The sequence below is a fragment of the Nocardia bhagyanarayanae genome, from assembly GCF_006716565.1.
Classification (GTDB): Bacteria; Actinomycetota; Actinomycetes; order Mycobacteriales; family Mycobacteriaceae; genus Nocardia; species Nocardia bhagyanarayanae.
On the sequence record NZ_VFPG01000001.1, the window covers coordinates 4,302,960 to 4,324,913 of the forward strand.

General features: G+C 71.5%; 15 protein-coding genes. 1 reads left to right on the forward strand and 14 read right to left on the reverse strand.

All coding sequences use genetic code 11. The features are described 5' to 3' along the window. Position 1: 1 nt before the first annotated feature. From FB390_RS18530 to FB390_RS18555, 6 genes are read right to left on the reverse strand one after another with little or no spacing between them, the layout of a single operon-like run. Positions 2-1,648: an FAD-dependent monooxygenase gene (locus tag FB390_RS18530; RefSeq protein WP_185757079.1), complete on the reverse strand. Its 1,647-nt coding sequence runs from the start codon at positions 1,646-1,648 to the stop codon at positions 2-4. After that, positions 1,645-2,658 (reverse strand): AfsA-related hotdog domain-containing protein, encoded by a 1,014-nt coding sequence (locus FB390_RS18535; protein WP_185757080.1) that lies wholly within the window; start codon positions 2,656-2,658, stop codon positions 1,645-1,647. The genes FB390_RS18530 and FB390_RS18535 overlap by 4 nt, the downstream gene beginning before the upstream one ends. Continuing rightward, complete coding sequence (locus FB390_RS18540) at positions 2,655-3,434, reverse strand: thioesterase II family protein (RefSeq protein WP_342780415.1); 780 nt, start codon at positions 3,432-3,434, stop codon at positions 2,655-2,657. Before FB390_RS18540 ends, FB390_RS18535 begins: the two co-directional genes overlap by 4 nt. Then, positions 3,431-6,499 carry a type I polyketide synthase gene (locus FB390_RS18545; protein ID WP_141810066.1) on the reverse strand — a complete coding sequence of 1,023 codons (3,069 nt, stop codon included), beginning with the start codon at positions 6,497-6,499 and terminating at the stop codon, positions 3,431-3,433. The genes FB390_RS18540 and FB390_RS18545 overlap by 4 nt, the downstream gene beginning before the upstream one ends. Continuing rightward, complete coding sequence (locus tag FB390_RS18550; protein WP_141810067.1) at positions 6,496-12,099, reverse strand: type I polyketide synthase; 5,604 nt, start codon at positions 12,097-12,099, stop codon at positions 6,496-6,498. The genes FB390_RS18545 and FB390_RS18550 overlap by 4 nt, the downstream gene beginning before the upstream one ends. Further along, positions 12,096-13,823: a fatty acyl-AMP ligase gene (locus FB390_RS18555; RefSeq protein ID WP_141810068.1), complete on the reverse strand. Its 1,728-nt coding sequence runs from the start codon at positions 13,821-13,823 to the stop codon at positions 12,096-12,098. Before FB390_RS18555 ends, FB390_RS18550 begins: the two co-directional genes overlap by 4 nt. A 269-nt stretch (positions 13,824-14,092) precedes the next feature. Here FB390_RS18555 and FB390_RS18560 point away from each other — a divergent pair, with 269 nt between their 5' ends. Beyond that, positions 14,093-14,767: an HAD family hydrolase gene (locus tag FB390_RS18560; RefSeq protein ID WP_141810069.1), complete on the forward strand. Its 675-nt coding sequence runs from the start codon at positions 14,093-14,095 to the stop codon at positions 14,765-14,767. Here the strand turns inward: FB390_RS18560 and FB390_RS18565 are convergent. The 8 genes from FB390_RS18565 to FB390_RS18600 form a co-directional block, all read right to left on the reverse strand. Continuing rightward, positions 14,737-15,375: a MerR family transcriptional regulator gene (locus tag FB390_RS18565; RefSeq protein WP_141810070.1), complete on the reverse strand. Its 639-nt coding sequence runs from the start codon at positions 15,373-15,375 to the stop codon at positions 14,737-14,739. The two genes, FB390_RS18560 and FB390_RS18565, sit on opposite strands and share 31 nt — an antisense overlap. Positions 15,376-15,535: 160 nt before the next feature. Beyond that, positions 15,536-16,333 (reverse strand): response regulator transcription factor, encoded by a 798-nt coding sequence (locus FB390_RS18570; RefSeq protein WP_141810071.1) that lies wholly within the window; start codon positions 16,331-16,333, stop codon positions 15,536-15,538. Positions 16,334-16,697: 364 nt separating this feature from the next. After that, positions 16,698-17,252, reverse strand: a complete 555-nt coding sequence (locus tag FB390_RS18575) for a GNAT family N-acetyltransferase (protein WP_141810072.1) — start codon at positions 17,250-17,252, stop codon at positions 16,698-16,700. Between the two features lie 47 nt (positions 17,253-17,299). Continuing rightward, positions 17,300-18,868 carry a polyamine aminopropyltransferase gene (locus tag FB390_RS18580; RefSeq protein WP_141810073.1) on the reverse strand — a complete coding sequence of 523 codons (1,569 nt, stop codon included), beginning with the start codon at positions 18,866-18,868 and terminating at the stop codon, positions 17,300-17,302. Between the two features lie 2 nt (positions 18,869-18,870). Continuing rightward, a complete protein-coding gene (locus tag FB390_RS18585; RefSeq protein ID WP_141810074.1) occupies positions 18,871-19,296 on the reverse strand; it encodes a DUF350 domain-containing protein in 426 nt (141 codons plus the stop codon). 12 nt (positions 19,297-19,308) lie between these two features. Next, positions 19,309-19,728: a DUF4247 domain-containing protein gene (locus tag FB390_RS18590; RefSeq protein WP_141810075.1), complete on the reverse strand. Its 420-nt coding sequence runs from the start codon at positions 19,726-19,728 to the stop codon at positions 19,309-19,311. A 121-nt stretch (positions 19,729-19,849) separates the two neighbouring features. Next, positions 19,850-20,782, reverse strand: coding sequence for a non-homologous end joining protein Ku (gene ku / locus FB390_RS18595; protein ID WP_141810076.1), 933 nt, complete (start codon positions 20,780-20,782; stop codon positions 19,850-19,852). Further along, positions 20,782-21,888: a lycopene cyclase family protein gene (locus FB390_RS18600; protein ID WP_246124095.1), complete on the reverse strand. Its 1,107-nt coding sequence runs from the start codon at positions 21,886-21,888 to the stop codon at positions 20,782-20,784. Before FB390_RS18600 ends, ku begins: the two co-directional genes overlap by 1 nt. Positions 21,889-21,954: the final 66 nt, after the last annotated feature.

Consider the following 21,954-nt stretch of genomic DNA (forward strand, 5'->3'; position numbering starts at 1 on the left):
GTCAGGAGACCTTCCGTCCGAGCGGGGTGGGCGCGACACCGTGCGGTGCGCGGAAGCCGGGCAGCTTGCCGAGCAGTTCGTCGAGGTCGAGCGTGGGGGAGGCGTCGGCGACGTAGCCGTCCGGCCGGATCACGATCAGCCTGCAGCCCGCGAGTTCGTGTTTGGGCGCGAAGCCGGGCGGGGCGTAGAACACCTCGCCGAGGTCCGGCGCGGTCTCGGCCGACGGATCACCGGGCACGATCACGTGCAACCGGAAAGGCAAGCCCGACTCCGTGATTTGGGCGCGCAGCATCGACACCCGACCGGCGTCGTCCGCCGACGGCGTCGCGTCGAGCACCGCGAGCAGCACGTGCCCCGGCCCGGAGAGCAACTGGCGCAGCCCGGTCGCCGCGCCGTCCGGTCCGACGACCGCCGCCTCGGGAATCGCGCGCCCGAGCGCCCGCCGTCCGCCGCGCTTGCCGACGGCGGGGCTGTGCCGGTAGTCGAGCTCGTACTGGGCCAGCGAGGGCACCAGCCGCTTCTCCAACAGCCCGCTGCGGCTCAGGGTGCCGAGCACCAGATCGCGCACCGCGCGCCCCGGACGCGAACCCACGGTCCACAGTTTGGTCTGCCGGTCGGCGGCCTGGATCACCTCGCGCGCGATCGGCATCCGCTCGGACTCGTAACCGGCGAGCAGCACCTCGGCGTCGGCGCCGCCGCTGATGATCGCCGCCAGCTTTCCGCCGAGATTGGCCGCGTCCTGGATGCCGGTGTTGAGGCCTTGGCCGCCCGCCGGGCTGTGCACGTGCGCGGCGTCGCCCGCCAGCACGCAGCGGCCCTTGCGGAAGGCGGCCGAGTGCCGCATGTGCACCAGAAACCTGGTGGCCCACCGCAGTTCGTGGATGCGGATGGGATAGGGCGCGCGCTTGTCGGCCAGCTGTTGCAGGTCGTCGACGGTGGGCGCGGCGTCCGGATCGCCGCCGATGCCGCTGGCGTCGGCGAAGACCCGCACCTGACCGTCCGGCAGCGGCACGACCACCAGCACGCCGTCCGGGTGCAGGTGATAGTGCGCCTCGCCCGGCGGCACCGGCGCCGTGATGACGCCGTCGCCGAGCGTGTAGGACTGCGGATAGGTGCTGCCCTCGAAGGTGATGCCGCTCAGGGCGCGCACCGCGCTGTGCGCACCGTCGCAGCCCACCACCCACTGGGCGGTGAGTCGTTCGTCGGCGTCGTCGTGGCGCAGCAGTACCTCGACGTGCTCGCCCCGATCGGTCAGCTCCACCAGCTCGGTGCGCCACTCCACCGGGACCCCGAGCGTCCGGAGGTTCTGCGCGAGAACGGATTCCACCGACGGCTGGGTGATGATCAGCGGTTCGGCGTCGTTGCCCGTCTCCGGTCCGAAACGCACCTGCGCGACCGGGCGTCCGCCGGAGAAGTAGCGGGCGGCGGTCATCGGAAGACCCCGCGCCCGCACCGCGTCGCCGGTGCCGTGGCGGTCGAGCACATCCAGCGCGCCGTCCCACATCGTCAGCGCGCGAGCCTGATTGGCGGGACGGTCGACGGCGCGATCGATGATCCGGCAGGTCAGTCCGTGCCTGCGCAGTTCGGTGGCCAGTGCGAGTCCGGTCGGTCCCGCGCCGACCACGAGCACGTGCAGTGTGTCGGTCATGACCGCTCCGTCCGGTTCAGGTAGCTGTCCTCGGCGCCGGTCAGCTCGGCGAGCTCCAGCGTGCCGACGGTGAGCACCCGGTCGAACTGGCGCAGTTCCAGATCGATGCGGGCCGTGCCCGGCCGGGTCGGATCCAGTGGCGTGCAACGGCATTCGATCGGCGCGCCGAACTCGGCGAACTGGGTGAAGCGGGACGAGCAGGACACGACCGTGGCGTTCGGCGTGCCGAGCATGCCCTCGCGGACCGCGGTGTCCAGCGCGGCCTGCCGGAACGCCTCGATGATGAACGGGCCCGGTACGTGGTCGTAGTCGTGGTCGAACAGCGCCGGGTGGCGGCGGTCCGGCAGCAGCGGATAGTCCCAGGCGGGCCCGACCGCGACCGGCGCGCCGATCACCACGTTGCGCGAGTCCCGTCGCCCGACGGCCGCGGCGGGCAGCGGCGCCGCCGTGTAGTCGGGTCCGCCCGCGGCGACCCGCCCGAGCTGGTAGGCGCGCAGCGCCTCGTAGTCGGCGCGGGCCAGGAAGACCACGTCGGCGCTCAATTCCATGGCGGCGCGGCCCCCGATGACGAGTTCGCCCGCCAGCGTCAGGTCGCTGAAATCGGTGCTGCGATCGACCCGCGAGACGATCTCGTAGCGCAGGATGCCCTCCAGCGGCGACTTCTCGTCGTCGCGGAAGGCCTCCCGGTCGGTGACCGCGAAGTCGTAGCGCTGCATGCTGAACGGCAGCCCGACGGGGACGCCGACGTGCCGGTGCAGGATCACGAACGAGCCCTGCCGCGCGGCCTCGGCCATCGCGAACGGGTCGTGGTAGACGGTGGTCCTGTCGTACCAGAGGCTGTGCGCGCGCGGGATCTGCAACGCCGTGTAGAAGGTGGAGTCGCCGTCGGCGACCGAGTCGGCGACGAACACCTCACCGAGCGCGCGGCGGTGCGCCTCCGCCCGCGGTACGGTGCGATCGAAACTCAGTGCGGAAGGCGCTGTGGGGAAACGGATTTCGGTCTCTGTCATCGTTCTGCTCCTTTGCCCATCGGTGCGTCGAGCGCGCGGCGGATCGTCCGGAGCACGCCCGCTTCGGACTCGTCGAGGTAGAAGTGGCCGCCGGGGAACTGACGCCATCGCGCCGTCGCGGTGGTGCGGTCCTGCCAGGCGGCCAGCTCTTCGGTCGGTGTCATCGGGTCGTCCACGCCGCCGAGCGCGGTGATGGGGACCGACAGGGTGCCCGCGCCGCGATAGCGGTAGTCGGCGCCCAGCATCAGGTCGGCGCGCAGCGTCGGCGCGAAATGCTCGGCCAGTTCGGGCGAGTCCAGGATCGCCTCCGGCACGCCGCGGTAGACCCGGTCGACCAGCCGAAGCAGTTCCGTGTCGTCCTCGGGCAGGTCGAGGGTGAACTGCCTGCGCGGGTGCGCGCGGGCGGACACGAACAGATGCCGCGGCGGCAGGTCGGCCTCGGTGAGGCGCAGCGCGACATCGAAGGCGAGCAACGCGCCGAGGCTGTGCCCGAACAGCGCGACGGGACGCGGCACGTGCGCCACGATCGCCTCGGCGATGTCGGCGACCAGCGGGTCCCATGCCCTGGCGTGCGGTTCGCGCCACCGCGGCCCGCGCCCGGGCAGGGTGACCCACCACAGCTCGATCTCGGGGGCGAGCTGATCGACCCACCGCTGATACATCCGGGGATTCCCGCCGGAGTGGGCGAAGCACACCAACCGGACCGCCGGGTTCGGTTGCGGGCGTGGACAGTTCAGCACGCCGCGGTGCCCGGTCGGCAGCGGCGCCGCCTTCACAGCGGCCCGCTTCCGACTTCGTCGCCCGTCACCGCCGCGGCGGATTCGGCCTCGACGATCACCTTGGCCAGGTCCCGCGCGCTGCCCTGTTCGAGGGTCTCGAGCAGCTGGGCCAGCGGCACGACGGTGCCGGACTCGGCCTCGATCTCGTTCTTCATCTCGACCACCACCAGCGATTCCAGCCCGTAATCGCGGATCGGCGTCGCCTCGTCGATCTCGGTGATGGGTTTGCGCAGCGCACGCGCGATCCGTTCCCTGACGAATCCGGTGAGCGCGTCGAGCCTGGTCGGCCGGTCGACGTGGTGGACGCGCGCCAGCGCCACGGGGCCGGACGCCCTGCGCTTGGCCGTCGCGGGGCGGACGGTGGCGTGCACGTGCTGCTCCTCGACGACCCGTCGTTCCGGCAGCCAGTGCCTGCTGCGGTTCCAGGGGTAGTGCGGCAGCGGCGGCCGCCCGCTCGGCGTGCCGAGCACGGCGGACCAGTCCAGCTCGTGGCCGCCGAGGTAGAGCTCGGCGACGCTGTGATCCAGGGACGCGGACCTGGACTGGCCGCGGCGCAGGCTCGCCGCCAGGATGACCGAACGGTCGAGTTCGCCCGCCGCCGAGGCGATATCGCGGATCAGCACCGGGTGCGGGCCGACTTCCAGCACGGTGGTCAGCGTGTGGTCGTCGGCCAGCGCCGCCTGGAGCGCGGGCGCGAACAGCACGGCGTCGGCGAGGTTGGCGGCCCAGTGCGCGCCGGTGAGATGGTCGGCGGTGACGCGCTTGCCGGTGACGGTCGAATACATCGGGATCGATCCCGGCGTGGCGCGCACCGCGTCGGCGTGCGCGGCGAATTCCGGCGCGCACGCGGCGAGCAGCGTGCTGTGGAAGCCGTACTCGACCGGCAGGTCCTTGACCGACGCGCCGCGGGTGCTCGCCTCCGCCGCGATGCGGCGCACGCCGTCCGCCGGGCCGGTGATCACGGTCGAGCGCGGGCCGTTGACGGCTCCGATCGTGACTTCGGACTGTCCGGCCAGCAGCTCGGTCACCGCCGCGGCGGGCAGTGCGATGCTGCACATCGCGCCACCGCGGGCGTGCCGCTCGGTGAGCGCCGCCCGGCGCACCAGGATCTCGAAAGCCTGCTCCCTGCTGATCATTCCGGCGACGGTCGCGGCCACGATCTCACCCATGCTGTGGCCGACCACGGCGGCGGGCCGCACGCCCCAGGACTGCCACAGCGCGGCCAGCGCCAGCTCCACCGCGGCGATGCACACCTGCGCGACATCGGTGCGGTGCAGCCTGCTGTCGGGCTCGGGCGCCAGCAGCTCCTCCCACAGCGACCAGCCCGCCAGCCGCCGCACGAGCGCGTCGCAGGCGTCGAGCTCGGCTCTCGCCGCGGGTTCGTCGGCGAGCAGACGGCCCATCTCCGGCCACTGCGAACCCTGCCCGCTGAACACGAACAGCGTCCGGTGCCGCGCCGCGGCGCCGATGTGCCTGGCCGCCTTGGCGGTTCGCGCGCGGTCCACCAGCGCGTCGACCGTGTCAGCGGTGAGGCACAGCCGTACCGGAAGGTGCGCGCGCCGGGTGGCCGCGGCCGCGCAGATCTCGGCCGCGGTCGAATGGTCGGCGGCCGCCAGCAGATCGGCGTAGCGCCCGGCGAGTACCCGCGCGGAGGCCGCGCTGCGCGCCGAAATGGGAAGCACCAGAGCGCCTTCGGCGTGCGGATCGACCTCCTCGCGCGGCGCGGCGGCGAGCACGGCGTGCACGTTCGCGCCGCCGAAGCCGAACGAGCTGATGGCGGCCAGCTTCGGTCCGGTCCCGCCACCGAGCGGAGTGCGCTCCGTCGGGAGACGCAGCCGGGTTCCGGTGAGATCGAGCTCCGGGTTGGGCCGCTCCAGGTGCAGGTTCGGCGGGACCTCGTCGTGTTCGAGCACCAGCATCGCTTTGACCAGTCCCGCGATGCCGGCGGCGGCTTCCTGATGCCCGAAGTTCGTCTTGACCGCGCCGACAGGGCACGGCTCCGCACCCGCGCCGTACACCGCGCGCAGCGCGTCGAACTCGATCGGGTCGCCGAGCGGGGTTCCGGTGCCGTGCGCCTCGATGTAGACGACCTCGGTGGGGTCGGCGGCGGCATCGCGCAGCGCGCGGCGCAGTAGCTCGGTCTGCGCCCGCGGGCTCGGCGCGGTGAGGCCGTTGGTGCGCCCGTCGTGGTTGGCGGCGGTGCCGCGAATGAACGCGCGCACCGGCCTGCCCTCCGCCTCGGCCAGCGACTCCCTGGTGAGCACCACCATGCCGCAGCCCTCGGCGCGCGCGATGCCTTCCGCGCCCGCGTCGAAAGTGCGGCAGCGCCCGCCGGGCGCCAGCGGCAGCACCTTCTCGGTGACGGTGGTGGACAGCGGCGACAGGATCGTGTTGACGCCGCCGACCAGCGCGATGTCGCAGTCTCCGTTGCGCAGCGCCCGCACCGCCAGGTGCACCGCCATCAGCGAGGAGGAGCACGCCGTGTCCACCGCCAGGCTGGGGCCGGACAGGTCGAGCAGGTAGGACAGCCGGTTGGCGACGATGCTGTGCGCGCCGCCCGGCGCGGTGTAGGCGTTGATGCCGGACGGGTCGGCGAACTGCATCATCAGGTAGTCGCTGCTGTACACCCCGAGGAAGACGCCCGTCGTCGCGGCGCGCAGCTGGGCGGGCGTGAGTCCCGCGTCCTCCATGGCTTCCCAGGCCACTTCGAGCACCAGCCGCTGCTGCGGATCCATCCGCTCGGCCTCGGCGGCCGAGATGCCGAAGAACTCCGCGTCGAAGCCGTCGACCTCGGCGAGCAGTCCCGCGTAGCGGCCCGTGCCCGCGGCATGGCCGGTGCGGCGGCCGTCCTCGCTGTCGACCAGCGGCGTGATGGCGTCGTGGCCGTCGCGCAGCGCGGACCAGTAGTCGTCGAGATTTTCGATGCCCGAGGGCATCCGCACCGCCGCGCCGAGGATCGCCACCGGCTCGGTGCGGCGGTCGACTTCGGCTCGCAGGTGACGGATCTCGCTCAGCGCCTTGCGTAGTAGCGCGCGCCGATCGTCGGTGGTTTCGGTCGTCATCGGGTGTCCCCTTCGGTGGAAAGATCCAGTTCCGCCGATAGCAGATCGGCGAGTTCGTCATCGGTGGCCTGGTCCAGGTCCGCATCGATTTCGGGCCGGGCGTGCCGCTGTGGCGGCGTATCGGGCGCGGGCTCCCGCGGCGGGAGCATCCGCTGCGCCAGCTCCTCGACGAGCTGGTCGACGGTGGGGTGGGCGAAGATGAGACTGGCCGGAATCCGTTGGCCCAGGCCGGTTTCCAGTCGATTGCGCAAATCGACCGCCATCAGCGAGTCGAAGCCGAGATCGCGGAAGGGCATGGTCGGGTCGACCGGCCGCGAGGTTCCGACGATCGTCGCGACCTGGCCGAGCACGAAGCCGCGCACCAGCTCCAGTCGTTCGCCGGGATCATCGATCTCGTGCAGCGCCAGCGCCTGTTCGGCGGCGGCGCCGGGGTTCTGCTCGTCGGGCAGCAGGTTCGCCAGCAGCTCGCGCGCGGCCGGTGGCGTGCCGGGACCGGCCAGCGTCGGCAGGTCGAAGGCCGCCGCCGCCAGGACCGGCCAGGGGTCGGCCAGTGCCGCCTCCAGCAGGTCCATCGCCGCCTCGGTCTCCAGCGCGGGCACGCCCATGGCGGCGAGGCGGCGTTCGCTGCCCACCGCGGCGGCCAAGCCGATCGCCGCCCAGGGGCCCCAGGCGATGCTGAGCGCGGGCCGCCCCTGCGCGGCGCGCGCGGCGGCGAGCGCGTCCAGGTAGGTGTTGGCCGCCGCGTAGGCGCCCTGGCCCGGCGAGCCGAAAAGCCCCGCCAGCGAGGAGAACAGCACGAAATGCGCGAGCGGCTGCTCGAGGGTGAGATTGTGCAGGTGCCAGGCGCCGCGCGCCTTACCGGCCAGCGCGCGGGCCAGCCTTGCCTCGTCGAGATCCGCGACGACCGCGTCCTCGAGCACACCGGCGAGGTGGAAGACACCGCCGATCCGTCCGGCGTCGGCCAGCACCGCGGCGAGCGCGGCACTGTCGGCCACGTCGACCGCCGCCACGGTGACTCGCACGTCGCGCGCCCGCAGGTCGGCGATCGCCTGTTCGGCCGCGGCGTCCGGCGCGGAACGACCGAGCAGCAGCAGATTCCGCGCGCCACGCGCACTCAGCCAATCGGCGACACGTAAGCCGAGCGCGCCGAGACCGCCGGTGACGACCTGGCACAGTTCCGGATCGACGGACACCGAGGTGCGGGCCCGCGGCACCGGAACCAGCCGGGGAGCCAGGATCGCTCGGTCGATCGAAACCTGCTGCGGCGCTTGCGGATCCCGCAGGATCGTCACCAGCCGATCGATGTCGGCGCCGCTGGGAGCGGCGGGCAGGTCGAGGACGCCGCAGGCCGTTTCGGGATGCTCGGTGGCGATCACCCGGCTCACGCCCCACAGGCTCGCCGTGGACAACCGCGACGGACGCACCGCGCGCTGGGTGTCCGGGGTGAGCAGCCACAGTCGCGGCGTCTCCCGCCAGGTGCGGCCGATCAGGAACTTGGCCAGCTCCACCGAGTCCGCCGTGTAGGCGGCCGACTCGACGGGGTCCTCGCCCGCGCTCGAATAGGCCCGTGCGTCGATGACCCCGCGCAATCCTTCGATGGTTTCCGTCAGTTCGACCGCGGCGGTCTCGTAGTCGGCCGCCTCGTGCGCCGCGGTGCGCACGACGCGGTCGCCCCGGGCGGTGAGGCGTTCGGCCAGCGCGTCCAGCGCCGGATGCGCACCGCCGAGGATCAGCCAGCCGCCGCGCGGCGGTCGCCCGCCCTGGGATTCCCACGGCTGCCAGGCGAGCCGGTACAGCCTGCCGCGCTCGGCGGTGGCGGTTTCGGCGGTGGTGACGCGGAAGTCCATGGCCGAGCACAGGACTCGGCCGTCGGCGCCGAGCACGACGAGGTCGGCGACGAGATCCCGTTCCCCGTATTCCACGATGCGCGCGTGGCACCAGACGTCGGTGACGGGGGCGGCCGGGGTGGCGAACTGCACGCGGGTGGCGCCCGCGGGCAGGGCGAGCGCGTCGGTCAGCCGGGGTCCGGCCGCCGCGGCGACGGTGTGCAGACAGGCGTCGAGCAGCGCGGGATGCAGCCCCGCGTCCGCCGTGAGCTGGATCGGCAACGTGAGCTTTCCGACGGCTTCGTCGCCGCCGCGGGAGAGCTGGGTCAGCGCGCGGAAGGCCGGTCCGTAGTGCAGCCCGTTCCCCGCGAGGCGCTCGTAGAACTCCTCGATCGGCACCGGCTCGGCGCACCGGGCCAGCAGTTCCCCGATCTCCGGTGCGGGTCGATCGGTGAGCGGGGCAGGCGCTTGGTCGAGCCGGCCCCGCGCGTGCGTGACCGGAGCGCCCTGCGAATCGGACACGATCACGAATTCCGAACGGCCGCCGGCCGATTCGACGACCAGCTGGAGCGACGGAACCGTACCGGGCAGCAGGACGTGCGGCGCTTCGAAGGTGACGTTGGTCAGCACCACGGTCGGCGTGCCACCACCGGCCAGATCGCGCGCGGCCTGCGCCGCCGCGCCGAGCCAGTACGCGCCGGGAACCACCGGCACCTCGTCCACCACGTGATCGGCGAGTTCGGGAGCGGCGTCCGTTTGCAGCGGCCACACGCCGAGCTCGGGGCGGGTGGCGATCCGCACCCGCGGACCGAGCCAGCCGCCGACCGGAGCGACGGCGGCCGCCGCGCTCTCGGCGCGAATCAGCGGGAACCGCTGCGCGTTCCAGCCCTGCGAGGGAATCGGCACCGGCGTGCCAGACCGGTAGAGCCGCGTCCAGTCCAGGTCCGCGCCGCGGGTGTAGAGCACACCGAGCGCGTGCAGGAAGGAGAAGACCTCGTCCTCGTCACGCCGGGCCGAGGACACCGCGACCACGTCCGCGCCGGGCGCGTTCTCGGCCGCGATCTCGGTGAGCGAGCGGGCCAGTACGGGATGCGGCGCGATCTCGACGAACGTGTCGTGCTCGGCGGTGAGCAGAGCGGTGATCGCCGTGTCGAACAGCACCGGCTCGCGCAGGTTGCGCGCCCAGTAGTCCGGGTCGACGAGCGTGTCGGTCAGCGGGCCGCCGGTGACCGTCGAGTACAGCGGCACGCTGGGCTCGCGCACCGAGATGTCGCGCACGGCCTCGCGCAGCCGTGGCCGCAGCGGCTCGACGGCGGGGCTGTGCGCCGCGAAATCGACCGCGATGCGCCGGGCGAAAACCCCGTCGGCCTCCAGCCGCGCCACGATCTCGTCCAGCGCTTGCGGCTCGCCGGAGATGACGGTCGCGCGCGGACCGTTCACCGCCGCGACCGACACTCGGTCGCGGTACTCGGTGAGCGCCGAATCCACCTGCGCCGCATCGAGTTCCAGCAGCGCGAGACCGCCGCGACCGGAGATCTCGGTGAGCAGCGCACTGCGCACGCACACGATGCGGGCGGCATCGGCCAGCGACAGCGCGCCGCTGACGTGCGCCGCCGCGATCTCGCCCATGCTGTGCCCGCAGACCGCGGCGGGTTCGATGCCGAAGGACCGCCAGGTCTCGGCGAGCGCGACCTGCATGGCGAACAGCGCGGGCGGCACCTGCGCGGTGCCGTGCGCGACGATGCCGCGCTCGGCCGACCACAGCGACACCCCGAGCAGGCGCTCCAGCTCGGCGGCGCAGCGCCGCATCGCCTCGGCGAACGCGGGCACCGACGCGGCCAGCGCGCGGCCCATGCCGTCCCACTGTGAGCCCTGGCCGGGGAAGACCAGCGCCGTCCGCCGCTCGCGACGGCTCGGCGACTGCGGCTCGCAGACCCCGCGCACCAGTTCCCCGTCGGCCAGCGCGGTCAGGCCGTCGATCAATTCCTCGAGGTCGCGGGCCACCACCGCGGCGCGGTGACCGTCGTGGTCGCCGCGCAACGCGGCGGTGGCGGCCGCGCGGGCGAGCCAGGTCGAATCGTCGCGGTTCCGCTCGGCGGCGCGCGCCCAGCCGCGGGCCCGTCGCCGCAACCCCGCCGCGGAGCGGGCGGTCACCGGGAACAGCACGAAATCCGTTACGCCGGAGTCCTCGTCGTGCTCGGTCGCCGGTGCGGTGGACAGCACGACGTGCGCGTTGGTCCCGCCGAATCCGAACGAGCTCGTCCCGGCGATCGCGGCGCCGTCGGCGTCGACGGGCAGCGCCTCGACCAGCGCCTGCACCGCCACCGGCACCCGGTCCAGCTCGAGCAGCGGGTTGGGCCGCCGGTAGTGGATGGTCGGCGGCAGCTCCCGATGATGCAGGGAGAGTGCGGTTTTGATGATTCCGGCGACACCGGCCGCGGCCTCCAGGTGGCCGAGGTTCGATTTCGCCGAGCCCACGCGCAGCGGGTTCCCGGGATCGCGGCCCTGGCCCAGCACCGCCGCGAGCGCGCCCACCTCGATCGGATCGCCGACCGCGGTTCCGGTGCCGTGCGCCTCCACGTAGGCGACCCGGGCCGGGTCCACGCCCGCGGCGCGGTAGGCCGCGCGCAACACCCGCTCCTGCGCGGGACGGCTCGGGGCGATGAGCCCGTTCGTCCGGCCGTCCTGGTTGACTGCACCGCCGCGGATCACGGCGTAGACGCGGTCGCCGTCGCGGCGAGCCCGCGCGAGCGTCTTGAGCACCACCACGCCCGCCCCCTCACTGCGGACGTAGCCGTTGGCGCGCTCGTCGAACGGCTTGCAGCGCCCGTCCGGCGCCATCAACCGGCCCTTGCTGAAGCTCAGCGCGACCCGCGGCGCCGCGATGACGTTCACCCCGCCGGCGAGCGCCACCTCCGACTCGCCCGCGCGCAGCGACTGGCAGGCCAGGTGCACCGCGACCAGCGAGGACGAGCAGGCGGTGTCCACCACCATGCTCGCGCCCGCCAGATTCAGGCAGTAGGACAGCCGGTTGGCGACGATGCTCAGCGCCGAGCCGGTGCCGTCCTGCGCCGACACCTCGGTGCCTGGCGCGAGCACGGCCACACCGTGGTCGTAGGACGACGCGCCGAGGAAGACTCCGGTCGAGGTGCCCGCCAGCCTGCTCGGGCCGATGCCCGCGTCCTCGATCGCGTGCCAGGCGACCTCGAGCAGCAGCCGCTGCTGCGGGTCCATCCTGGTGGCCTCCTTGGCCGCGATGCCGAAGAACTCCGCGTCGAAATGCTCGACGTCGTCGAGGAATCCGCCCCACTTGGTGGTCATCCGGCCCGGCGCGTCCGGGTCGGGGTCGTACAGCGCCGCGGCGTCCCAGCGATCCGCGGGGACCTCCGTGATGGCGTCCACGCCCGCGCGCAGCAGGTCCCAGTACTCCCGTGGGCCGTCGGCGCCGGGAAATCGGCAGCCGATCCCGACGATGGCGACGGCGTCGTCGGGATCGGCGGCGATCGCCGCCTGTTCCGCCGTCTCGCCCGCGCCGCTCAGTGCGGCGGCCAGCGCGGCGGCCGCGGCGGCCACGCTGGGGTGGTCGTAGGCGAAGGTCGGCGACAAACTCGTTTCGGCCCAGCGCTGGAGATCGTCGGACAGCTCCACCGCCTGCAGGGAGGACAGGCCGAGCGCCGCGAACGGCACGTCGACCGGGAGACCGGCCGGATCGGCGCCGAGCAGCTCGGCGATCCTGGCGACGAGCCAGGCTTCGATGTCCGCCGCCGACCTCATAGCTGCACCGCCTCGGTCGCGGCGGCGGTGATCTCGTCGAGCGTGCCCGCCTCGAACGCCGCCCGGGTGGCGCGCCGCTGCAACTTGCCGCTGGAGGTCTTGGGCACCGTGCCCGCCCGCACCAGGACGACCCGCGCGGGGGTGATCGAGTGGTCGACGCTGACCGCCGCGCGCAACGACGCGGTGAGCGCGGCGATGTCGGGATCGGCGTCCGCCTTGACCTCGGCCACCACGATCAGCTCCTCACCGCCTTCGCGGTCGACCGCGAACGCGGCGGTGCAGCCGCGCCGGATCCGTGGGTCGGCGTTCTCCACGGTGTGCTCGATGTCCTGCGGGTAGTAGTTGCGCCCGCCGATGATGACCAAGTCCTTGCGCCTGCCGACCACGTACAGCTCTCCGTCGACCAGCGCGCCGAGGTCACCGCTGCGCAGATACGGACCCGACTGCGGCGCAACGGTTTCCGCGCGGAACGTCTCCCGCGTGGCGTCCTCGTTCTCCCAGTAGGCCAGCGCCGCGTCCGGGCCGCCGATCCAGATCTCGCCGACCTGTCCGTCGGGGAGGGGGATCCTGGTGTCCGGATCGACGATCAGCAGCTCGCGGTGCAGCGACGCGCGGCCGGAACCGACCAGGGTCTGATCAGTGCCCGGCGTGACGCGGCCCTCGGCCAGTTCCTCGCGGCTCACCGTCAGCGTGACCGCGCCCGCGCCGCGGCGCGAACCGGTGGTCATGAGCGTGGACTCGGCCAGCCCGTAGCAGGGGTAGTAGCTGGTGGAATCGAAGCCGTGCCCGGCGAATTCGGCGGCGAACTTGGCGAGGGTCTCCGCGCGGATGGGCTCGGCGCCGTTGAACGCGACCTCGAGCGAGCTGAGGTCGATGCCCACCCGATCGGCGGCGGGGATGCGGCGGCAGCACAGCTCGTAGGCGAAATTGGGACCGCCGGTGATGGTGGCCCGGTAGCGGGTCACCGCCCGCAGCCAGCGGACCGGGCGCTGCACGAAGGTCAGCGGCGGCATCAGCACCGTGCGGCTGCCCGCGTAGACGGCGGGCACCACGATGCCCATCAGGCCCATGTCGTGGAACAGCGGGAGCCAGCCGACGATGCGCGATTCGGCGCTGTAACCCATTGTCCGGCACAGCAATTCCTGGTTGTGCATGAGCGCGTCATGGGTGACGACCACACCCTTCGGCGCGGAGGTCGATCCCGAGGTGTACTGCAGGAACGACACGTCCGCGCCGGTCACCGGCACCGGCTCGAAACCCGCCGCGCCGTCCGCATCGGCGACGATGCCGATCCAGCGCAGACGGTCCAGTTCCGGGGCGGCCTCGACCAGCAGGCCGCGGGTCTGCTCCGGCGCGGCGCACAGCACCGCGGCGGCGCCGCAGTCCGCGGCGATGGTGCGCAGGGTCTCCACCCGGCGCGGCGAGGTCACCGGGAACGGCGGGTACACCGGCACCGCGATCACGCCCGCGAACTGGCAGGCGAGGAACGCGAGCACGAAATCCGCCGAATCCGGCGCCACGATCAGCGCCCGGTCGCCGGGCGCGACCTCCCGCGAAATACGCGCGGCCAGTGCGCGGGTCAGTTGCTCCAGTTCCGCGAAAGTCCAGGAATGCGATTCTTTTTCGCCGTCCGGCAAAAAGGTGTACGCGATTCTGTCGGCAGCGTCGGCGGCGCGCTGCGAAATTGCCTCGGCGAGCGTTCGAGCCCGGAGTTCGGTTTCCATCGCAATCCCTCCTCGATCAGCCGGCAACCATCACGACGGTGCCGACAGAACAGGGACATTACGGGCGCAGGCGGCGAAATGGACAGGCTGAGAACGTGGTCCGAAGGGCAACGCGCGCGCGATCGGAAGACATATCACTTTCGGACGGAAAACTCTCGGAAGGAATAGTCCGGAGGGATTGTCACCTTGGTGTCATGGCGACCGACGCAGTCTCGCAGATACGGTCCCGCTGCACCGAAGAATTGCCGAACACAGAGCGGAGTAGAACTGTGACGAGCAGCACAGCGCGGGAGCGCATCGCCATTTGGTCGGATTTCGGGGGAGTGCTCACGCCGCCGGTAGCCGAAACATTCGCGGCATTCTGCGCGAAGACGGGATTGGCGCCGGATCCATTGCGCCGCGCGATCGCGGAAGTCACCGCGACGTTCGGCACCGAGGACATGATGCTGCCCTTGGACACGCCGTTGATCGGCGAGGACGAGTGGCTGGATCTGGTGCGCGCGGCGTTGCGCAGGCAGGGCGTGCACACGGAGGTGCCCAGCCTCGCCGAGACCTGGTTCGACGGCCGGAAGGCCAACGCGCAGTGGGACGACGCGCTCCGGCGCTACCGGGACGCCGGGCACTTCGTCGGCATGCTGTCGAACATGCCGCCCGCCTGGGAACCGCACTGGCGGCGGATGGTCGTCGCGGAGGAGTTGTTCGAGGAGATCGTGAACTCGGCGCAGGTCGGCTGCCGCAAGCCCGACCCCGAGATCTTCGAACTGGCGGCCGCGCGCGCCGGCGTCGAACCGAACCGCTGCGTCTTGATCGACGACCTGCCGCAGAACTGCGCGGGCGCGAGGTCAGCCGGGTGGCGCGCGGTGCTGTTCCGTGACGCCGCGACCGCGACCGCCGAGGTGGACGCCGAGCTGCGTCAGCTCGTCGCCGAGGGTGTCGCGATGTAGGCCGAGGCCGCGTCCTCGTGCGCCAGCCGGCGCAGAGCGCTGAACATCGCGTCGCCGAGCGCCGTCCAGACGACGAGCGCCTCGGCCATGCTCTCCGCGTTCGGCTGGCGCAGCAGCGTGTCGATCTCCTTGGCCGCGATCCGTTCGGCCAGCTCGGCGTAGTCGTCGAGCAGGTTCCAGTGCTGCTGGCCCAGCCTGCCGAGGGTGGCGAGCACCGCGGCGAGGGTGCCGCGCGCCGGGTTCGTCTCGCGGACCTGCCAGCCGCGGCGGGCGATGAGGTCGCGGACCTGATCCGCGGCGGCCAGCTGCGCGTCGTCCGGCTCCGCGGTGGGCGGCTTGCTCATCGCGAACTGCGCCTTGCCCGCGGACTCCAGCACCGTCATCCCCGGCGTCCGCATCTTGTCGAGGACTTCCCTGGTCGCCGCCACCGACAGTCCGCCGACCTCGATCAAGGCCCGAACCAGCTTGAGCCGCCGCACATGTGAGTCGTCGTACTGCATCTGGTTGGGGCTGGTACGTTCACCGGGAAAGAGCAGCCCCTCGCGCATGTAGTACTTGATGGTGGGTGCAGGCACGCCCGAGACCTTGCTCAATTCGGCGATGCGCATATCCGCCTCCCGTCCGCGGCTACTACTGGTCGCCCAAGTGTAGGTCAGGCGGATAGCGGCCAGTTCCGGTAGCTGTTCGAATGCTCCGGCCGCCAGGACGTCCTTTCCCGCTAGCTACGGCCGTGCGCGGGCTTCGGAGGGATCGCGTCCGAAGGCGCCGTCACGCGGAATCCTGCTGGCCGATGTGGGCGCGATACCGATTCACCGCGTCGATTCGGGAGACCGCGCCGAGCTTGTCGAAAATACTACGCAGATGCCGTTTCACGGTGCCCTCGGTGATGGACAACGCATTGGCGATCTGCCGATTCGTCATCGCCTCCGACACCAGGCGCAGCACCTGTTCCTCACGCGCCGAGAGCCTGCCTCTGTTCGCTCCGGCGCCGGTGAGAAAATCCCGCGGCACGCTGACGGTGATCTGGTCCTCCACCGAGGCGATCCCGCGAATCGCGCTGACCAGCTCGCTGCGCGAGATCTTCTTGTGCAGGAAGCAGCGCACGCCCGCGTCGAGCATGTCGTAGAGCAGGGTCTCGGTGCCCGTCGAGCTGAGCACCGCGACGGCCGCGGACGGGCAGGCGCGGGTCAGCGCGCGCACCATGCGCACGGTGGCACTGCCGATTTCGTCGTTGTCCAGCACGATGACGTCCGGATGCACGGCGGCGGCGAGATAGCTGGCCTCGTTCCAGGACACGTCGCCGACAACCGTGAAATCCTGTTCGGAATTCAAGAAACCGCAGAGCATCTCGCGCGTGAGGAAGTTGTCTGTGACAATCTGAATGTGGACTACGCGCTGCGGCAGACCGTTTGTCGGTATCACCGAGACGAGGCGTGGAGCGGAGCATTCCGAAACGGCGTCCGTTATCGCGCTTTCCACGTCTGCCGTGCGTCTCATTCGGGCGGTTCCGCTCATTTTTTCTACCATCCACCTCGGGGTTGCTGAGTCGGACCCGGCGGTCGTCACGAGGACGACATCCGGCGTGTGACCGACCCGTCGGCCGATGCCACGACAGCACGCGGCATCAACCCGCTGGATTTCGTTCGACGATGAACCAGAAAACCGGCCCCGCCCCGGATCGGTATCGAAAGGACTACCGACACTTGGCTTTTGGAACCTGCGACCGGTTATAGGAAGTGACCCTATCCGCTAACGGTGCGCTCCACAACCCGGTTGTTCCGCAGCGCACAATTAGGCTTCGAATGTTCCCGATCCGTTAACACTTACCGCAAGGATCGGAAACGTGGTTGTGAGAAGCCGGTACGGTAAATGGTGGTCAAGCCGCGAAAACTGGGGGCATGCAATGCGATTCGCGGAAAGTTGAGCGTACTCAGCGACCGCCGCGGCCCTCGCCCGCGAGCCTGCCGCGGCGGATCAGATCGCGTTTGGTTCCGGGGGCGATCGGCGGCAGCGCCGCGTCGGCGTCGGCCGCCGGTTCGTCGGGGTTGGGCCGCACGAACAGTGTGACGGCCGCGGCGGGACGGAAACCGCTGCGGGTCATCAGCGTCGCCGAGGCGGTGTTGTTGTTCTCCACGTCGGTGACGATGCGCCGCGCGCCGCGTGCGAACAGCGCCGTAGAGCACGCGTCGACCAGCCTGCGCGCGATGCCGTGCCCTTGCATGTCGGGGGCCACCGCGATCCATTCCAGATAGCCCCAGTCGTCGCGCAGCTCGAATTCCATCGAGCCGAGCACGAATCCGACGACTCGATCGGAATCCAGCGCGACCCAGCACGCGTTGTCCTGGCTGTCGAGGTGCTCGGCAACGCTGGTCAGCGACCACGAGGTGTAGGGCTTGGTGCCGGTGTCGAAGACCTGATGGCCGAGATCGAGCACTTGGCGCAGATGGCCGAGGCCCATGGGGACGATCACGGTGGCGGTGTCCATGGCGCACAGTTTGCCAGTAGCCAACCGCTATGGCGCTCAGGCGGGACTCAGCGCCGCCATTCCCGCAGTTCCAAGTCGACGATCACCGGATGCATCAGGGTGGAGACGGGCGCGCCGGTGTCACGGCGGTCGGGCGCGAACACCGCCGCGGCGGCCAGCGTCGCCTCGTCGAGCGAGCGCAGCGGCGCGGGCGGGTCGAGGCGCAGGCGGGGATCCGCGTCCCTGGTCGCCAGCACGAAGCCCCAGTCGCCGAAGCTGGGCACGTCCACGTGGTACGGCAGCGTGCGCAGGCCCGCGGCACGGATCGTGTTCGCGATGCACCAGTACGAGCGCGGTGCGAAGAACGGCGAACCGGACTGGACCGCGAGCGTGCCGCCGGGAGCGAGCACGTGGGCGGCCATCGCGTAGAACTCCTTGGAGTACAACTTGGCGATCGAGGTCTGGTCGGGATCGGGCAGGTCGACGAGCACCGCGTCGTACGCGCCGGGGGAGCCGCGCAGCCAGGAGAACGCGTCGGCGTTGACGACCCGCACCCGCGGATCGTCGAAAGCGTTGCGGTTCAACGTCGTCAGCCGCGCGTCGGTGCGGGCGAGCCGGATCATCTCCGGGTCGAGCTCCACCAGGGTGATCGTCTGGACGTCGGGGTAGCGCAGGATCTCGCGCAGCGCCAGACCGTCGCCGCCGCCGAGGACGAGCACGTCGCGGCGCGGGCCGGCGAGGGTGGGATGCACCAGCGCCTCGTGGTACCGGTACTCGTCCACCGAGGAGAACTGCAGATCGCCGTTGAGGAACAACCGGGTGTCGGGGGTGCCGAACGGCGAGATCGACTCCGTGAGAACGATGTTCTGGTACCTGGTCCGCTCGTGCAGCACGATCGGGTGGGCGAACAGCGCCTGCTGCGCGGTCGCCTCGAACCGGTCGGCGTAGAGGTAGCTGCCCAACAGCGTCGCCGCGACGAGCGCGGTCAGCGCGCCGAAGCCCCACCGCGCCCGCGGCCGGAGTTCGGTGCGGAACAACAGGAACACCAGCGCGAGTCCCGCCGCGGCGTTGACCACGCCGACGATCAGGCTGCCGCGGATCTGGCCGAAGACGGGCAACAGCAGGAACGGGAAAGCCAACCCGCCGAGCAGCGCGCCCACGTAGTCCGCGGCGAACAGGTCGGCCACCGCGCTGCCCGGCTCCTGCCGGCGAATCCGCTGCAAAAGCTCCATCAGTAACGGGATTTCGGCGCCGACCAGAATGCCGAGAACGCTCGCGATGGCGATCAGCGCCGTGGTGTAGATGTTCAGCCAGGCGTAGGCGGCGTAGAGCATCAGCACCGAAAGCCCGCCGAGCAACGCGAGGATCAGCTCCACCGCCACGAACGTCGCCGCCGCGTGCCGCCGCAGCGGTTTCGCGGCCAGCGCGCCGATGCCCATGGCGAAAACCATGACGCTCAACGTGATCGAGGCCTGCGCCGCGGTGTCGCCGAGCAGGTAGCTGCCCAGCGTCACCAGCGACAGTTCGTAGACCAGGCCGCAGGCCGCGCAGACGAACGCGGTGACGAGCAGCGCGATCCGGGCCGGGCGGCGCCGCAGCCGCGGCGGTAGCGGTGCGGTCTCGGTGCCCGCCCCCATGCTCAGGACAGACCCGCGGCCACCACGAAGGACACCGCGAGGTGCAGTGCCGCGGTAACCCAGACGGCCGGGTGAATCGCGCCGTCCGCCACCACGTCTCGGAACTGGCCGGGAGTGAGCAGGTCCAGCAGCAGGAACGACAGCGCCATCGCGCCGAGACCGATCACGCCGTACACCGCGCTGGCCAGCAGCGCCTCGCCGATCGCGCCCTGGGAGGTCCAGATCGCCATCGCCACGATGATTCCGACGCCGAGCAGGTTCGACGCCACGAGCAGCGACGCGTTGCGGTTGCGCTCGATCCAGATCTGCTCGCGCAGGTTGCCCGGCGTGATGACATCCACCAGCACGAAACCGAGCGCCATCAACGCGATGCCCACGCCGGTGTAGGCGAGCGCCGCGCCCGCGTCGGCCGCGAGGTCTGCCAGCATGTGTTTCTCCTTCTATTTGCCGCTCTGGCCGCGGTATTCGCTGCCCGGCGGCTGGCTCGGCCAGCCGAAACCCGACACCGTCGGCTGGTGGCGCCGGTAGCCGTTGCCGTACTGGTCGACGAGGATCATCGAGCCGGTCCCGTGCGGGGCGACGGTGATGATGTCGTTGCGATACTGCAGATAGGTGCGGTCGCCGACGCGGCGGTTGTCCAGCGGCTGCGAGGCGGCGGCGATGGCGCTGCCGACGGCGGCGGGCGCGAGGGCGGCGGTATAGGCGCGGCCGTCGTTCGCCTGGTCCAGCGAGGTGGCCCGGGAATACTTGGCGGCGACGAAATCGCGCGCGCTCTCGATGTCGTCGCCACAGCCGACGACCGAGAACAGCAGCGCGGCCACCGCGACGAAACCGATGACCGTCCTGCCGAGGTGGTGCATGCGTCCCCCCGTAGAGCGCCGGGCCGTGCCCGGTAGGTGATACGTCGAGTCCTCTCTGTCGAAAACTCGTCGGGCACTGTATCACCGACGCGGCCGCCCGCGTCCAGTTCTCCGAGGCGTTCTACGCGCCCTTGCGGGCGGGGGTCTTCTTCGCTGCCTTCTTGGCGGGCTTCTCGGCCGTCTTCTTGGTCGCCTTGGCGGTCTTCTTCGCGGGCGCGGCCTTCTTCGCGGTCTTCTTCTGCGCGGCGCCGCCGGAACCGGCCGCGCGCCTGCCGCTGGCCTCGAGGCTGCGTTGCAGGGCGGCGACCAGATCGACCACTTCGGCGTCCATCTCGGCGGGCACGGCCTCGGGCTTGGTGGTGACCCGGTCGCTGCCGCTGGCGATCGCCTCGTCCAGGATCTTCTGCAGTTCGATCTGGTACTCGTCGGTGTACTGACTCGGATCGAAATCGTCGGACATGGACTCGACGAGCGTCTCGGCCATCTTGATCTCCTGCGGCCGCGGCTCCGAGGCGTCCTGCAAGGACTCGAACTCGACCGCGCGCACCTCGTCGGGCCACAGCAGCGTCTGGAGCACGAGCATGCCCTCACGCACCCGCAGCGCGGCGAGCCTGGTCTTCTGGCGCAGGGTGAAGTGGACCAGCGCGGTCCGGTCGATGCGCTCCAGCGTGGTGGCCAGCAGCACGTAGGCCTTCGGCGTCGTGGAGTCCGGCTCGAGGTAGTAGCTCTTGTCGAACAGGATCGGGTCGATCTGCTCGGACGGCACGAACTGCAACACCGGGATCTCGTGTTTCTCCGCGGCGGGCAGACGGGCGAAATCCTCGTCGGAGAGGATCACCCGGTCGCCGTCGGGCGACTCGTACGCCTTGGCGATGTCGACGTACTCCACCGGTTTGTTGTCGACGGTGCAGACGCGCTGGTATTTGATCCTGCCGCCGTCCTTGGCGTGCACCTGGTGGAATTTGATGTCGTGGTCCTCGGTGGCGGTGTACACCTTGACCGGGACGTTTACCAGCCCGAATGCAATCGAGCCCTTCCAGATAGCTCGTGCCATCACTCCATGATGGCCGAACCACCCCGCCCGCGCGAGCGAACCGGAATCCCCGAGGTCGCGGCGGCGATTCGGATGCGCGATCCGGCGGGCAGCGCCGCGAACAGCGCGCGCATGGCCGCGACGGTGCCGCCGAGGTCGGTGCGGCCGGACAGGTAGGCGCGTTGCAGCGGCGCCGGCAGGTCGAAGAAGGCGTCGAAGAACGCGGGGAGCTCGGCGGGCGGCAGCGCGAGCAGCGCGCGCAGCCCGGCCGCGCGCAGGGCCCGCACCGCGCGGGCCGACGGCGGCCACAGGTCGGCTCCCGCCGCCGCCGCGTCCGCCGCGGCGAGTGCCGACGCCACGCTGTATCCCGTTGCGGGATGGGTGAATCCGCCCGCCGCGCCGAACGAGCGTGCGCCCGGTCGGCCACCCTGCACCGGGAAGCGAACCCGCTCGACGGGCTCGTCGCCGCCGAGCGCGATGCCACGTGCGCGCAACCGGCGCCGAAGGCGAGTGCGCAGTTCGCCGGTGTCCAGCGCGGGCCGCCCGGCCAGGCAGGTCTCCTCGAGCAGCATCGCGCCGCCGCCGAGCGGCACCGCGTACAGGAACGAGCGCGGCGCGGCCGGATGCGCGCCGTTGTCGGCGCGCCAGTCCATGAACAGCGGCTCGATTCCCGCGGCGACCGTCTCGTCGACGAGCACGCCGTAGGCGGTCTGCTCGGCGCGGGCGGGGGAGCGGGCGATACCGCGCGCGTCGATCACTCGCTCGGCGGTCAGCGTCCGGCCCGAGGCCAGCGTCACGCCGTGCCGTTCGAGCCGCACGGCGCGGTCGGCGACGATCTCCGCGCCCGTCAGGTCCAGCGCGTCCCGCAACCGCCCCGTGTCGAGCACGACGTACGCACGGTCCAGTTCGTGGCGGCGCGCGCCCCACGCGGTGGGGCGGGCCACCGTCGCCGCCGTGACCGCCGGATCGAGCCAGCCGGGCAGTTCGTCCGCCCAGGCGGCGTAGGTGGCGGTCCACGGCCGCGCGGGGGCGGGGTCGACCGCGGTGACCGACATGCCGCGGGCCAGGCAGCGGTGCGCCAGCGCCCGCCCGGCGGGGCCGAGACCGCAGATGACGATGTCGGTCACGACGCTCTCCGACCTTCGGGCCCGATCAGCCGCCGTGTAGTTTCGGTCGGCTGCTGCCGTGCGGTC